The organism is Microbacterium sp. A94, assembly GCF_051842855.1.
Taxonomy (GTDB): Bacteria; Actinomycetota; Actinomycetes; order Actinomycetales; family Microbacteriaceae; genus Microbacterium.
The window spans coordinates 1-14172 of the sequence record NZ_JBPXMU010000007.1 but is presented as its reverse complement, the minus strand read 5'-3'; the positions used below and the strand labels follow the sequence as shown (position 1 = coordinate 14172).

The 14172-nt window shown below is 64.3% G+C and carries 15 protein-coding genes; 6 read left to right on the top strand and 9 right to left on the bottom strand.

Translation table 11 applies throughout. The annotated features are described in order from the left end of the window. Positions 1-44: 44 nt before the first annotated feature. The 6 genes from ACSU1L_RS15500 to ACSU1L_RS15475 are packed head-to-tail and all read right to left on the bottom strand — an operon-like array spanning position 45 to position 5839. The gene (locus tag ACSU1L_RS15500; protein WP_439256390.1) at positions 45-818 is read right to left on the bottom strand and encodes a tyrosine-protein phosphatase; all 774 of its coding nucleotides are present in this window, start codon (positions 816-818) and stop codon (positions 45-47) included. Then, positions 802-1608, bottom strand: a complete 807-nt coding sequence (locus ACSU1L_RS15495; RefSeq protein ID WP_439256389.1) for an ABC transporter ATP-binding protein — start codon at positions 1606-1608, stop codon at positions 802-804. The genes ACSU1L_RS15500 and ACSU1L_RS15495 overlap by 17 nt, the downstream gene beginning before the upstream one ends. Next, entirely contained in the window at positions 1605-2414 is an 810-nt protein-coding gene (locus ACSU1L_RS15490; protein WP_439256388.1) for an ABC transporter ATP-binding protein, read from the bottom strand. Before ACSU1L_RS15490 ends, ACSU1L_RS15495 begins: the two co-directional genes overlap by 4 nt. Further along, complete coding sequence (locus tag ACSU1L_RS15485) at positions 2411-3316, bottom strand: ABC transporter permease (RefSeq protein ID WP_439256387.1); 906 nt, start codon at positions 3314-3316, stop codon at positions 2411-2413. The genes ACSU1L_RS15490 and ACSU1L_RS15485 overlap by 4 nt, the downstream gene beginning before the upstream one ends. Beyond that, on the bottom strand, positions 3313-4329 hold the full coding sequence (locus ACSU1L_RS15480; RefSeq protein ID WP_438252700.1) for an ABC transporter permease: 1017 nt from the start codon (positions 4327-4329) through the stop codon (positions 3313-3315). Before ACSU1L_RS15480 ends, ACSU1L_RS15485 begins: the two co-directional genes overlap by 4 nt. A gap of 1 nt (position 4330) precedes the next feature. Then, a complete protein-coding gene (locus ACSU1L_RS15475) occupies positions 4331-5839 on the bottom strand; it encodes an ABC transporter substrate-binding protein (RefSeq protein ID WP_438252699.1) in 1509 nt (502 codons plus the stop codon). A gap of 110 nt (positions 5840-5949) precedes the next feature. On the opposite strand from ACSU1L_RS15475, the gene ACSU1L_RS15470 reads away from it, so the two are divergent. After that, on the top strand, positions 5950-6744 hold the full coding sequence (locus ACSU1L_RS15470) for a GntR family transcriptional regulator (protein ID WP_439256485.1): 795 nt from the start codon (positions 5950-5952) through the stop codon (positions 6742-6744). 59 nt (positions 6745-6803) lie between these two features. Here ACSU1L_RS15470 and ACSU1L_RS15465 read toward each other — a convergent pair whose 3' ends face one another. Beyond that, positions 6804-7673, bottom strand: a complete 870-nt coding sequence (locus ACSU1L_RS15465) for a metallophosphoesterase (protein WP_439256386.1) — start codon at positions 7671-7673, stop codon at positions 6804-6806. Positions 7674-7847: 174 nt separating this feature from the next. Beyond that, complete coding sequence (locus tag ACSU1L_RS15460; protein WP_439256385.1) at positions 7848-9365, bottom strand: SDR family NAD(P)-dependent oxidoreductase; 1518 nt, start codon at positions 9363-9365, stop codon at positions 7848-7850. Positions 9366-9536: 171 nt separating this feature from the next. Here ACSU1L_RS15460 and ACSU1L_RS15455 point away from each other — a divergent pair, with 171 nt between their 5' ends. Further along, entirely contained in the window at positions 9537-10601 is a 1065-nt protein-coding gene (locus ACSU1L_RS15455) for a M4 family metallopeptidase (protein WP_439256384.1), read from the top strand. Next, a complete protein-coding gene (locus ACSU1L_RS15450) occupies positions 10576-10926 on the top strand; it encodes a protealysin inhibitor emfourin (RefSeq protein WP_439256383.1) in 351 nt (116 codons plus the stop codon). Before ACSU1L_RS15455 ends, ACSU1L_RS15450 begins: the two co-directional genes overlap by 26 nt. Here the strand turns inward: ACSU1L_RS15450 and ACSU1L_RS15445 are convergent. Then, positions 10892-11959 carry a mechanosensitive ion channel family protein gene (locus ACSU1L_RS15445; protein ID WP_438252694.1) on the bottom strand — a complete coding sequence of 356 codons (1068 nt, stop codon included), beginning with the start codon at positions 11957-11959 and terminating at the stop codon, positions 10892-10894. The two genes, ACSU1L_RS15450 and ACSU1L_RS15445, sit on opposite strands and share 35 nt — an antisense overlap. A gap of 124 nt (positions 11960-12083) precedes the next feature. Between ACSU1L_RS15445 and ACSU1L_RS15440 the strand changes: the two genes are divergently transcribed. The 3 genes from ACSU1L_RS15440 to ACSU1L_RS15430 are packed head-to-tail and all read left to right on the top strand — an operon-like array spanning position 12084 to position 13995. Next, positions 12084-12986 carry a VOC family protein gene (locus ACSU1L_RS15440; protein ID WP_439256382.1) on the top strand — a complete coding sequence of 301 codons (903 nt, stop codon included), beginning with the start codon at positions 12084-12086 and terminating at the stop codon, positions 12984-12986. Positions 12987-12993: 7 nt separating this feature from the next. After that, the gene (locus ACSU1L_RS15435) at positions 12994-13221 is read left to right on the top strand and encodes a hypothetical protein (protein ID WP_439256381.1); all 228 of its coding nucleotides are present in this window, start codon (positions 12994-12996) and stop codon (positions 13219-13221) included. Positions 13222-13269: 48 nt separating this feature from the next. After that, positions 13270-13995 (top strand): ribonuclease H family protein, encoded by a 726-nt coding sequence (locus tag ACSU1L_RS15430; RefSeq protein WP_438252691.1) that lies wholly within the window; start codon positions 13270-13272, stop codon positions 13993-13995. Positions 13996-14172: the final 177 nt, after the last annotated feature.

Genomic DNA, 14172 nt, shown 5'->3' with positions numbered 1-14172 from the left:
GAATCTCGCAGCATCCGATGAGGCGGGCGAGGCCGTGGTGACTGTTACCGGGGTTGATCGGCTGTAGCCGCGGCATCTGGCATTTTCGGTCGCCGCCCCTGCACCACCAACGCCGCGCGCAGGCTCTCAAGCTGCGCCTGACTCACTCCGTGTGCCAGCAGGAAAGCCGCAATACTGCCGTACTCACATTCCAGAGCGTCGAGTGCGTCGGCGAGAAGCTCGGGCGGTGAAGCCGTGGCGCGGTGGGCGACGATTCCGGGTAGGTTCTCGACGTCAGCATCTGCAAAGAGATCAGCGAGATACTCAGGCCCTAGGTGGCTCTGGGATGCCGCGAAGTCATCGAGTATCAGCGCGCGGTCGACCCCCAACACATCCAGTACAAAAGCGCTGAGCATGCCGGTGCGGTCCTTACCAGCGGTGCAGTGGATGAGCACGCCTTGCTCGGCCTGCTCGGCGATCGCCGCGAATGCGGCGACCAGAGATGGGGCGAAATCGCCGGTCATATACGTGTAAAGCTCGGGCAAACCATCGAAGGTGATGTCCCGCAGCCGGTCGTCGAACACCGGCATCTCTCGCACGGCGAGGTCGTCATGCCGCCAGGCCCCGGGTGTGCGGTCGCGCTCTCCCCTATCGCGCAGGTCGATAACGCAGGTGATGCCGAGTCCGGCGATCAGATCGCTCGCATGTGCGCGCGCGGCGAATGGTGCTGCCGAACGCCACATCAGGTCGTCACGCACCCACTCTCCGCTGCTGGTGGGCAATCCGCCCACGGGGCGCAAATTATGTAGGCGTGCAGTGGTTTCAGTGGGGAGCGTCATGCTCGCCCTCCTCTCGAGATGCGGTCTTTCGTACCGGAAGTACCGGAACGCTAGCGATGAGTTCGCGGGTATACGGATGCTGCGGCGCATCCAGCACCTGCGAGACGGGTCCGTGCTCGACGATGTTTCCCGCCGACATGACGGCTGCATCGGCGCACAATCCGTCGACGATTCCTAGGTCGTGCGAAATGACGGCAATGGTCAGTTCTTCATGGGCGACTAGTCGCCTAAGAAGCCGCAGCACATGGGCGCGCACCGACACATCGAGCGCGCTCACGGGTTCATCGGCGATAACAACTTCGGGTCGCACGGCGAGCGCACGAGCAATAGCGACCCGCTGACGCTGACCGCCCGAGAGTTCTCGGGGAAGCCGCTGGGCGACGTCTGCCGGAAGTTCAACGGCGGCCAGCAACTCGAAAGTTCGCGCCTCAGCATCCCACTTCGGCCGCAATGCACGCACGGGTTCAGCGATGATCTTGCCTACTGGCATCCGGGGATTCAGCGATGTGAACGGATCTTGAAGTACGACCTGAACGCTGCGGCGAAATTCTCGCGCTCGACGACCGCGCCCGGTTGGAACCGGTTCGCCGCGGTACAAAACGGTTCCAGCTGTCGGGCTTTGCAGCCCGAGCATGATGCGTGCGAGTGTGCTTTTACCCGATCCTGATTCGCCAATGATGCCGAGGTTGCGGCCCGATTCAATCGTCAGGTTCACGCCATCCAGCGCCGGTCGCCGCATGCCGGGGTGCACCATCCGCACGTCTTCGGCCCTGAAGAGTTCGCTGTTCATGCGGCCACCGCCACACGGGTCTTGACCTGCGGCTGCCATCCTGTCGCATACGCCGCATCAATGAGATCGGCGGTGTACCCCTCTCGCGGGCGCTGGATAAGCTGCTCGGCGGTACCCTCCTCGATGATTCGCCCCGCGCGCATCACGACAATGCGATCGCAGTGCGACGCGGCAACGGCCATGTCGTGTGTCACGAGCAAACTGCCGGCGCCGCTCTGCTGAACCAGGCCACCCATCAGGTCGAGCACCTTCGCCTGCACCGTGACATCAAGCGCGGTGGTTGGTTCATCAGCCAACAACAGCGACGGACTCGTCGACATGGCCATCGCGATCATGACGCGCTGGCGTTGTCCGCCGGAAAGTTCATGCGGGTACCGACGAATCATTGAATCTGGTTCAGGAAGCCCCACGCTTTCCGCCAGGCGAACGGCGGTTGCTCTGGCATCCACACGGCGCAGCAGTCCGTGGGCTCGCAGCGGTGCAACGAGGTGTCGACGAATGGGAAGCAGCGGGTCGAGCGCGCTCTGCGGCTCTTGAAACACGCAGCCAACTCGCCGACCTCGCAGGTCTCGGAGCGTGCGCTGGTCGGCGCCAATTATCTGCGTGCCCTCGACCGTGATACTGCCACTGACCTGTCCGCGCGCAGGCAGCAGCCCGAGCACCGACATACAGGTGAGCGATTTGCCTGATCCGGATTCACCGATCAGCCCCACTCGCTCTCCTCTTTCGACTCTTAGCGATATTCCATCGACGAGACGGCGGTCGCCGATGCTGATTGTGAGGTCGCGGATATCCAAGAGAGTCATGCGGTCACCTTCTCGGTGTCGGGGGCGGAAACAGTGTCGGGGACGGATGCAGCATGTCGGCGTTGCGCACGCGTGACGGGCCTGCTGCGCTGGCCGGGTTCGAGGGCATCCCGCAGCGCATCGCCCAGCAGTGCGAACCCAATCACGAGAGTGGTGATCGCAAGGCTCGGGGCAATCAGCACTTCGGGGCGCACGAGCACCTGTGACTGCAGGTCGGCAAGAGTCCGACCCCACGACGGCGTCGGTGCAGGGGTTCCGAAACCGAGGTACGAGAGCCCGGCTTCGGCGAGCGCGGCAGCCGCAAGGAGCTGCGTGGCGCGAATCAGAAGCGTGGGTGCGACGTTGGGCAAGACGTGCCGCGAGAGGATACCCAGGGTGCCGACCCCGCCAGAAGAGGCGAGCGTCACGTAGTCAGCGGCGAGCGCACCACGCAGTTCGGGCACCATCGTGCGGGCGATGACGACGGCACCGCCGAGGCCGATCGCGACGGACGAGGCCCAGAGGCTTGCTCCATATGAGGTAACCAGGATGATGGCGAGCACCAGCGTGGGGAAGGCAATGGCCACATCAATTGCTCGTTCGAGGGCTGCCCCCAGTCGCCGCCCCGCGAGGGCGGTCGCCATAGCCAGCGGCAGGCCGACCGCCACGGCGATCGCTGTGGCAAGCACCGTCGCAGTCATAGTCGATTGGGCACCGGCAAGCAGAATGCTGAAGAGATCGCGCCCTCCGGCATCCGTTCCCAACAGGTGCTCTGGCGAAGGCGGCAACCAGCGGTTGATCGGGTCGAAGGCGGCCGGGTCATAGGGCGTCCACACCAGCGAGAGCAGGGCTGCGAACGTGGGAATCGCCACGAGTACGAGGCCGATGGCGCCCAGCGGATGCCGGATGAAACGAGTGATCACTGGGTCCTCCGGATACGAGGGTCAAGAACACGGGAAAGAGTGGTGAGTGCCATCGTGCTGATCATGACGAGCGCGGTGAGCACGAACAGGGTGCTTTGAATAGAGACGATGTCTCGGTTACCGACATCCGCCAGCAGCATTCCTCCGACACCAGGAAGCGCGAAGAGCTGCTCAACAATGACCGATCCCATGAGAACGCCAGCAATTTCGAGCCCCAGCACGCCGAGCAACGGAAGCGACGCATTGCGCAGGCCCTGTCGCAGCAGCACTGAGCTGAGCGGCCAGCCCTGGGCGAGCCCGGTTCGCACCCAGTCCTTCATGAGCACGTCGATGGTGGCGCTGCGCACGAAGCGCACCAGTACTGCGGCCTGCCCGATGGCGATGGCCGTTGCCGGGAGGATGAGTGAGCGCAGCGCTTCTGCGGGGTCGGCCCAGCGATCAGCGGGGAAGCCCTGCACCGGCAGGAGGCGTGTGGGAAGAGCGACGGCGACGACGAGCAACAGCCCCAAAACGAAAGTGGGAATGGCTGCGGCGAGCTGGCTGAGCCCCGCAATCGCACGACCAAAAGCGTTCTCTCGATATACCGCCGCGAGAATGCCGACGGGCAGCGCGATGACGACGCTAAGCAGCAGAGCCAAGATACCCAAGGGCACGGTGACCTGTAGTTTCTCGCCGAGTTCTGCGGCGACCGCGCGACCGTCGAGCCCGGAGACTCCGAGGTTGCCGGTAAGTACGCCGCCGATCCAGTCGAAGTACCGCTCCCAGATGGGTCGGTCTAGGCCCAGTTGGGCACGCAACGTGAGGATCTGTTCGGGCGTAGCATCCATCCCGCCCAGCATCGCGGCCTGGTCTCCTGGAAGGATCGCCAGAAGGCCGAAGATCACGATGCTCGCGGCAAACAGGGAGAGCAGCAGGATGCCGATCTCTCCGAGTACTTCGGCCACGACGTGCCGGGCGCGAAGGAGTTCTTCGCGCCCGGCACGTGGCCGACTCAAGGTCGCCGAGATGGTCACGTTACTCCGCGACGGTGATACCGCTGACGCGGAAGTTGTTCGAGATGCGGTCCACAGGGAATCCGGCAACGTCGGCATTCGCGACAACGACGGTCTGCGCCGTGTAGAGCCAGTCGCTAGCCGAGTCCTCAGCAACCAGGGTGACGAGTTCGCGCATCTTTTCGTCGCGTACGTCGGTGGTGGTGGCTGTGCGCGCTTCGGCAACAAGAGCCTGCGCCTCGGCGTTGTCGTAGCTCCAGTAGTAGTTCGGGTTGCCGTAATACGTGGCCGTCGACGGGTCGACGTGCAGCACCATCGTGAGCTCGAACTGCTTGTTCGTGTACGCATCTTCGAGCCAGGTAGCGAACTCGACGGTGTCGATCGTGACGTTGACCCCGATGTCGGCGAGCTCAGCAGCGATGAACTCGGTGATGATCGTGTCGTAGGTATTCGACACGGTCAGCGTCAGGTCGAGGTCGCTGTAGCCTGCTTCTGCGAGAAGATCTTTCGCAGCTTCCGGGTCGAACGGCGCCGAGTCAGTCATGTCTACGAACCACGGGTCGCTCGGAACCGTGATGCTTCCGGCTTCAGTAGCCTGACCGACGATTTCAGCAAGCTCTGACTTGTCGATTGCCTGGCGCAGGGCCTGGCGTACGCGCTGATCTGACAGCGACTCGACAGTGTGGTTGAACCCGAGGGTCATCCAGCTGGTCGAGTCACCCTCGACAACCTGGAAGGCGTCGTCTGCGCTGAACAACTCAGCCGTTTCAGCTGTCGCTCCGGCGATCATGTCGATCTCGCCGCTCTGCAGAGCGGTAGATGCGGTGGTCTCATCGGAAATGTAGTGGAAAACCACACCGCCGTTTGCGGGAGCGTCACCCCAGTAGTCGTCGGCCGGCGTGAGGGCGAGGGTTGCGCCGCGGTTCCACTGGTCGAGCGTGTACGGGCCCGTGCCGTTGGTTTCGGACGCAAGGTCTGCGTCAGACGCACTGGACACAACGTATCCGGCAGCGGTGGTGAGGGTGTCCAAGAAGTTAATGTCGCGCTCTTCGAGCGTGATCACGACGGTGGAGGCATCGGTTGATTCGACGCTTGCCACCTGGGTCATACGCTTGGCATCCGGGTTGACCGATCCTTCGGCACTGGCTGCCTGAAGGGATGCCACGACGTCATCCACGGTCATGGGCGTTCCATCGTGGAATGTGACGTCGTCACGAACGGTGAAGGTGTAGGTCAGGCCGTCTTCGCTGACCTCCCACTCCGAGGCGAGCGCCGGAACGATCTGGAGGTCTTCGGTAATACCGACGAGACCTTCGTAGACGTTGCCCCGCATGACTTGCACGAGGCCTGCGCCCGAGGTGGTGGTCACATCGAGGCTGGTGGGTTCGAGGCCGACGCGGATGTCGACGATTGCATCGGATGCGACCGAGGTGGGGTCACTCGCCGGTGTAGTTGAACCTGCACCGCTCGCACAACCGACCAGGAGGATTCCGCCGAGGACCATACCGGTCGAGGCGATCATTCTGCGCATGACGTACCTTTCTCTTGCAGGTAATTTTTCGGATCCCTGCGTGCTGTGATCAAGACGTCTATATGTCTACGGATCGTCGATGACGCGATGAGGAGTTTCAGGTGAACGGTATGCAAAGTGGTCGTAGCCGTGTGGACAACAGCGGGCCGGTTTACCGTCGGATTGCGACAGAGCTGTGGGAAGAAATTCAGTCGGGTGCGCTCGCGGCCGGTTCACGGTTACCCAATGAAGCCACGCTCGCCGAGCGCTTCGGGGTGGCTCGACTTACCCTGCGTCAGGCGATTATCGAACTGCAGCGCCTGGGTGCCGTCGAGATCCGTCGCGGCGTAGGGACGTTTGTCGTGTCCCCTCCCGATCTGGTCGAGATTGTTGCCACCCTGCCGCGATCCCGTCAACAGTCGGATGCCACCGCCGATGCCCTCGATTCGGCAGCACTCCGGCGCTCCGCAGCCCCCGTGCGCCAAGTGGATGAGCGGGTTTTGTCGTTCGGTCCTGTATCTGGTTCGCTCGCCGAAGAAGCAGCCGGCCACCTGGGGATTCCGGTCGCTGATGTGCACAGGATCGACACCGTGATGGTGCGCGGCGGACGCCGCTGGATCGCCAACTCGTACTGGCACTCTGCGCAGTGGTCGCAAGTACTGGATCGGGTCGGTGAAAACGGCCTCGTCGTGCGCGCATTCGCCGATGGATTCGGCCTTGACCTGCGCTATTTATGGCGCGCTTTTAGTGCTGTTGCCGCCGATTTCGACGACGCCGATGTGCTCGATGTGCCCCTGGGAACCGCGCTTTTGGTGCGCGATGGCGTCTCCGCCGATGCGTACGGCACCCCCGTGTTTTATGTTCGCCGCAGACTGCGCGGCGACGAAGCAAAGTTCGTGTTGCGCTATGACAACGACGCAGTTTGACGGTTTGGGCGCTGCCCGCGGCATCCGAATCTCAGGACTTCGCACGAATCGGGTCGAGCTTAGCGCCCGGCGGCGGCGATGATGCGGACGACCGCTTCCTCTTCGAATTTGAAGACTTCAGCATCCGCCGCCATCCGCTGCTCGAAAGGCACGACGCGCACGCGGTCAGCCGAGATATCAACGGTCGCTCCGCCGTAAGCATCGATGGCGGATTCTTCGGTGCGGCGATCAAAAGCCCGGGCGATATTTGCTACCCCTGGGGCGACGACGATCGGCACGCCACCAACGGTTTCAACGACCGGCAAGTGGTAGTGACCGCTCAGGATGACCCGCACATCGGTGCCACGAATCGTTGACAACAGCCACGCGGTATCGTGCTCATCAAGGCAGAGAGCCTGCAAGAGATCGGTCTGCGCGTCAATCGGCGGGTGATGCACGACCACGACAGTGCCGTGTTCGGCCGGGCTCTGGATCGCCTGTTCGAAAAATTGCTTCTGCGCCTGATCGATGGCGCCGTACCCTCGGCCGGGCACCGAGCTATCCAGCACGATCACGCGCCAGCCGTCATGCTCAGCGACTGAGGCGACGGGGGCTTCTGCACCTTCGAGGGTTTGCTCGCCAGCATCCGGTTGTCCGCCGCCCAGCACCGCACGGAAGGGCGCACGGCGATCATGGTTCCCCATCGCGAACACCGCACGGGCGCCGCGCTCGCGCGCCCATTCGCCAATCAGATCACGAGCGCGCCGGTACGAACCCTCAGACCCGTCTTCGCTGACATCGCCCGAGCACACGACCAGATCGAAGGGGCGATCTGCCATATGCGCGAGCGTCAGGCGTAGCCGTTCGGCGGTGTCAACGACCCCGTAGTGCAGGGTCTCATCCCCGAAAAGATGGGTGTCGGTGAGGTGCAAGATTCGCAAAGCAGACATAACACCAGGTTTACCGCGTGGAGGTTAACAGCGGGTGCGAATTCGGGCGCGGGCGCAGCCGTTGCATCCGTCGGAGGATGTTGCAGATGCAGGAGGAATCGGACCAAAAGGTCCGTCAGGTGTAACACCCTCCGACGGGTGTAACAGGGCGGATGCCCCGAACGCCCAGCCCCATCACCAGGGGTTCGGCTTGTAGTCCTTCAGGAACACCCCGTGCTGATCGATGCCGAGCTCGCCCTGCACGATCGGGTCGTACACGCGCGCAGCGCCATCGACGAGGTCGAGCGGTGCGTGGAAGCCCTCCTCGGCGAGGCGCACCTTGGTGTGGTGCGGTCGCTCGTCGGTGATCCAGCCGGTATCGACGGCTGTCATCAGAATGCCGTCCTTCTCGAGCATCTCGCCGGCACTGGTGCGGGTGAGCATGTTGAGCGCCGCCTTGGCCATGTTGGTGTGCGGATGCCCTGGGCCCTTGTAGCGGCGCGAGAACTGCCCCTCCATCGCCGAGACGTTCACGATGTACTTGCGGTGCGCATCAGACGAAGCCATCGAGGCCCGAAGCCTGCTGATCAACAGGAACGGCGCGGTCGTATTCGCCAGCTGCACCTCGAGCATCTCGAGCGGGTCGACCTGCTCGATCGACTGCACCCAACTGTTGACGTGGTCGATGTCCGGCACGAGGCCGCCCGCATCGATCGCCGAACCGTCAGCGTGTTTGGCCAGCGAAGACGACCCCGGCGCCATCGCGAGTCGTGCGAGGTCTTCGGCGGTGAGCGCCTGCCCGCCCTGCTCGGCCACGGTGCCGCCGAGAGCGGCCACCGACAGCAGTGGGTTCGAATCCACCGAGGCCTGCAACGCCTGCGGATGCGGATCGACAGTGTGCCCGAACGTCTCCATCTCGGGCAGCGGCCCATCCGGCAACGGCTGCATCTCAGCATCCGCCAGCAGAGAATATGCACCCGGCGAGCGCCGAACCGTCTGTGCGGCGTTGTTGATGAGGATGTCCAGTGGCCCCTGCGCGGCGACCGAATCGGCCAGCCCGATCACCTGGGCAGGGTCACGCAGATCGATGCCCACGACACGGAACCGGTGCAGCCAGTCCGAAGCATCCGGCAGCGACGAGAAGCGGCGCACGGCATCACGCGGGAAGCGGGTCGTGATCGTCAGGTGCGCGCCGTCGCGGAGCAGTCGCAACGCGATGTGCATCCCGATCTTCGCGCGGCCACCGGTGAGCAGGGCGCGCCTGCCGGTCAGGTCGGTGCGGGCGTTGCGCTTGCCGTGGCTGAAGCGTGCGCAATCCGGGCAAAGCTGGTGATAGAACGCGTCGACGAGCGTGTAGGGCTGCTTGCAGATGTAGCAGTTGCGGGGTTTGAGCAGCTCGCCGGCGATCGGAGCATCCACGTTCGAGGCGAGATCATTTCCACGAGTCTCGTCGTCGATCCGGTCGGGTGCGCCGGTGGCGGTGTTCGCCACAACTGCCCTGTCGGCCGCCGCGATCGCGTCGCGGATCTCCTTGCGGCGCACGCGCTTGACGGCCTTGAACATCGCCGCGGTCGCACGGCGGACGGCGATGTAGTCGGGATGCTCTTCGCTGATCTGGTCCATGGATGCGAGCACCCGCAGCGTGGTCTCAAGATCGGCGGGATCGAGGCCGTCGCCGAGATCAGAGGTGTCGGCAGCAGGCACATCGGTCATTGGGCTGATTTTACGCGAGAGTGCTGGGAGTCTGACCCGAGGCATCCCGTGCCGAATCCCAGACGTCCGTCCGCTCCGGCGGCGTGTCGCCGCCCCAACACGCCGCCGCGCACACACTCCGTCTGGGATCCGGCACTCGAAAGCGTCCGTCCCTGCGCGTATGGTCGCGGTATGGACCACTGCGCACACGGAATCGTCCCGGCGTACCTGCTCGCGCGCGTCGCGCAGTCGGGGCGCTTCACCAAGGCGGCGGATGCTGCGCGACAGACCCTGCTCGCTGGTCGGCCGCCGTTCCGCGCCAGGATCAACCTGTCGATCGACGAGCACGGCGACCTCATCGCGGAGTTGACGGATGCTCCGAACCGCACGATCAGCGACGCACAGAACACCGAGAAGCTCCCCGGACTCGTCGTACGCAGTGAGGGCGAAGCCGCTGTCGACGACACCACTGTCAATGAGGCGTTCGACGGCCTCGGCGCGACGTTCGAGCTGCTGCTCGCGGCGTTCGAGCGCAACTCCCTCGATGGGCTCGGCGCACGCCTGGACGCCACCGTGCACTACGGCATCGACTACGACAACGCCTTCTGGGACGGCGAGCGCATGGTGTTCGGTGACGGCGACGGCGAGGTGTTCCAGGGCTTCACCGGTTCGCTCAGCGTCATCGGCCACGAACTCGCGCACGGCGTCATCCAGCACACCGCGAATCTCGAGTATCAGGGGCAGCCGGGTGCCCTGAACGAATCGATCGCCGACGTCTTCGGCGCGTTGACCGAACAGTTCAGCGCAGGCCAAACCGCAGATCAGGCGACCTGGCTGATCGGCGCTGGCATCTTCACCGACGCGGTGCAGGGCACAGCGCTGCGCTCGATGCTCGAGCCGGGCACCGCCTATGACGATGACGAGCTCGGCAAGGACCCGCAGCCCGGACACATGCGCGATTTCGTGCAGACCACCGAGGACAACGGCGGTGTGCACATCAACTCCGGCATCCCGAACCGCGCCTTCGCACTGACCGCCCGCGCCCTGGGTGGCCACGCTTGGGAGCGTGCGGGCCTGGTCTGGTACCGCGCACTCACCGGTGGCCTGTCGCCGACAGCGACGTTCCACCAGTTCGCCGATGCCACCGTGGCCGCAGCCATCGGGGAGTACGGTGAGTCAGACGTCGCCGCGGCCGTGCGCGACGCCTGGAGAACCGTGGGAGTCTTCGAGGATGAACGAGATCGACGCGCCGAATGACAGCGCAGGAACCGCCTCGCCCGTGATGATCGCCGTCGTGCGATCAGGTGGTGTCGCCGGCATCCGTCGCCGCTGGGAGGTGGAGCCGCTTCATCCGGACGTCGATGTCTGGATCACGTTGATCGAACGCTGCCCATGGAGCGACCCGAAGGAAACCTCACCCGGCGCTGACCGCTATGTGTGGAGCATCCGGGCTCGCATAGCCCGCGAGGAGCGCGAACGTGAACTGGCCGAATCCGAGCTGACCGGCGCGTGGCGGGAACTCGTCGACGCGGTGCGCGGCGCAGCCGCTACTGCGCCGGACGCTCCAACGTCACTCGAGTGACCGGCAGCGCCTCGGGGTGCTCCTGCTGCAACCAGGTCACGATCTTCTCGCGCACGAGGCAGCGCAGATCCCACTGATCGTCGGAGTTCTTCGCCGAGATCTTGAACCGCACCGTGACGTAACCGCCCTCGGATCCGGTGACCAGGACGTTCGCGGAGCGGCGGTCCCAGGCATCCGATCCCTCGATGATCTCCATGAACTTCTCACGGACAGCATCCACCGGCACGCGCCAATCAAGGTCCATGTAGACGGTGCCGAGGATCTTCTCCGAACGCCGAGTCCAGCTCTCGACCGGGTTCGTCGTGAAGTAGGTGCACGGCAGGATGAGCCGGCGCTCGTCCCAGATGTAGACGACGACATACGACAGGTTGATCTCGCCGATCGTTCCCATTTCGCCTTCGATCACCACGACGTCGCCGACTCGGATTGCGCCGTTGAACGCGATCTGCACCCCGGCAATCAGGTTTCCGAGGGTTGACTGCGCGGCAAGACCGGCGACGATGCTGACGACACCGGCGGATGCCAGGATGCTCGTACCCACCGCCCGCACCTCCGGGAATGAGAACATCACCACACCGACCGCGATGATCGAGATCAGTACCACGACCAGGCGGTTCAACACCGTGAGCTGGGTCTTACGGCGTCGCCCCTCGGCACTTGTGGCGTCGCTGCGGGTGCCGTCGTATTGCATGAGTTGTTCCATGCCGAAGGTGACCAGCGTCGACAGCGACCACGCCCCCACCAAGACGACCGCGATCAGCAGAACACGTTCGAGCACCGCCCACCACTCGAGCTGGGCAGGCTCAGTGAAGGCGAATGTGATCCAAACCGCGATGAGAAATACCAGCACCATTCCGGGAGTGCGGATGCGCCGCTCAAGGTCCCGGACCCACGCTGCACTCCCATGCGCCCGACCGGCGATGAACCGCGCGCCGATCACGACAGCGGCGACAGCGATGACAGCGATCAGCAAGGCGATCGCCGTGCCCAGCCAGGAACCCCAGTTGAAGTCGATTGCAATCGAGGACGCCATCCCCCCACCCTAGATGCGCCGCCCGAACTGTGCTCAACCCCCTTGCATCCGCCAGCTCTCGGGAGCACGCTGGATTCGAGCAGGACAACCGTGCGAGGGGATCCGAACGCAACAAGGAGTCGTCATGTCCCAAAAAATCGTCCCGAACATCTGGTGCAACCAGAACGCCGACGAGGCCGGCGCGTTCTACGCCGATGTCTTCCCCGACACCACCGCGACGGTGGGGGCAACGTATCCGAACGAGGTCGACGATTGGCAGGCGCAGTTCGCCGGTAAGACGCTCACCGTCGACGTCGTGATCGACGGGTATCTGCTCACCCTGATCAACGCCGGGGATGAGTTCCGCCCGAACCCTTCGGTGTCGTTCATGCTGAACTTCGATCCGTTGCGCTTCGACGGCGACCGCGACACAGCACGCGCGAGCCTCGATGAGACGTGGGCGAAGTTCAGCGATGGCGGTTCCGTGATGATGGAGCTCGGCGAGTATCCGTTCAGCCCGCGCTACGGGTGGGTTCAGGATCGCTACGGCGTCAGCTGGCAGCTGCTGCTGACGAATCCGGAGGGCGAGCCGCGGCCCTTCGTGATCCCGCAGCTGATGTTCGCCGGTCCCGTCCAGAACCTGGCGCACGAGGCCGCAACGTTCTATTCATCACTGTTTCCCTCCGCCGGAGTGGGCTTCATCGCGGAGTATCCGGAGCAGACCGGACCAGCGGATGCCGGCAGTGTGATGTTCGGCGAGTTCCGTCTGGCCGGGCAGTGGTTCGCGATGATGGACTCGGCGATCGTGCAGGACTTCACCTTCGATTGCGGCGTATCCCTCGAGGTGCGCTGCACCGACCAGGCCGAGATCGACGAGTACTGGAACGCGCTGAGCAGCATGCCGGAGGCTGAACAGTGCGGCTGGCTGGCCGATCGCTACGGGCTCTGCTGGCAGATCGTGCCGGAGAACATGGGCGAGCTGATGGCGCGCCCAGGCGCGTACGAGAAGATGATGCAGATGAAGAAGCTCATCATCGCCGACTTCTGAGGAATCCATGGGACTGTTCACACAACGACCTGAAGAGAAGACCGCCTGGGCGGCGCTGCCCGGTGAGCCGCAAGAGACGGATGCTGTCGATCACCTGGATGCCCCCTCCGCTGTCGATCCACTCGATATCGGTCTCGGACTCGGTTTCGCTGCCGAGGTGACCTCGATCGTGTTCCCTGTTGCACCGCCGGCCCCGGAGGCCGCTGTCATCGAGACAGCTGAGCCGAAAGACTGACGCGCCGCCGCGCCCGGGCGACGGCGGCCGGGCGGTTACGGTTGAAGGATGACGATCACCGCCGCAGCAGACGGCTCCGCCCTGGGAAACCCTGGCCCCAACGGCTGGGCCTGGTACATCGACGATGCGAACTGGGCGGCCGGCGGATCACCGCACGGCACGAACAACCAGGGTGAGCTGCAGGCCGTGCTGGAGCTGTTGCGGGCGACTGCCGGTAGCAACGAATCGCTGCTGATCATGTGCGACAGCAAGTACGTCATCGACTCAATCACCAAATGGATGCCGGGGTGGAAGCGCCGCGGATGGCGCAAAGCCGACGGTGCTCCCGTGCTCAACCGAGACCTGATGGAGTCGCTCGATGAGGCGATGCAGGGCCGCGATGTGAAGTTCGTCTGGGTCAAGGGCCACGCCGGTCACGACCTGAATGAGGCCGCCGATGTACGGGCGAATTCGGCCGCGAAGGCGTATCAGGCCAAGCGCGAGCCGAACCGCGGGCCCGGGTTCATGATGGGCGGCGCGGCCGCTTCGACCGGCTCAGCGAGCGACGGTCAGCCGGCTGCTGAGCCCCAACCGGTCCCTGAGCTTGCCGAAGGGTCCGGCCGCCCCCAGCAGCTGTGGGCCGAGGCATCCGATCTTCTCGACGGCCTGAACGTCTCGGCCGCCGAGCCCGTCACCGTGCAGGTCACGCTGACCGCCGACGAGCATTCCCGCCTGCGCGATCGCGCCGCAGCCCAGGCGATCTCGCTGGACGAGGCGCTGCGCCGCCTGATCTGACCGCCCGCACGGCTGCTCCCGCCCGTGCTCCGGTCGCACTTGGTGCTGCTATTTCGCGGGCGGATTCATATGGTGGGAGCAACGCTCTGATTGAAGGAGCTGTTCATGGTCACGTTGTTTCCGCTGAGTGCGCGTACTGAGTTCGTTGATTTGGTGTGCACAGGCGTGTCAGTGTTC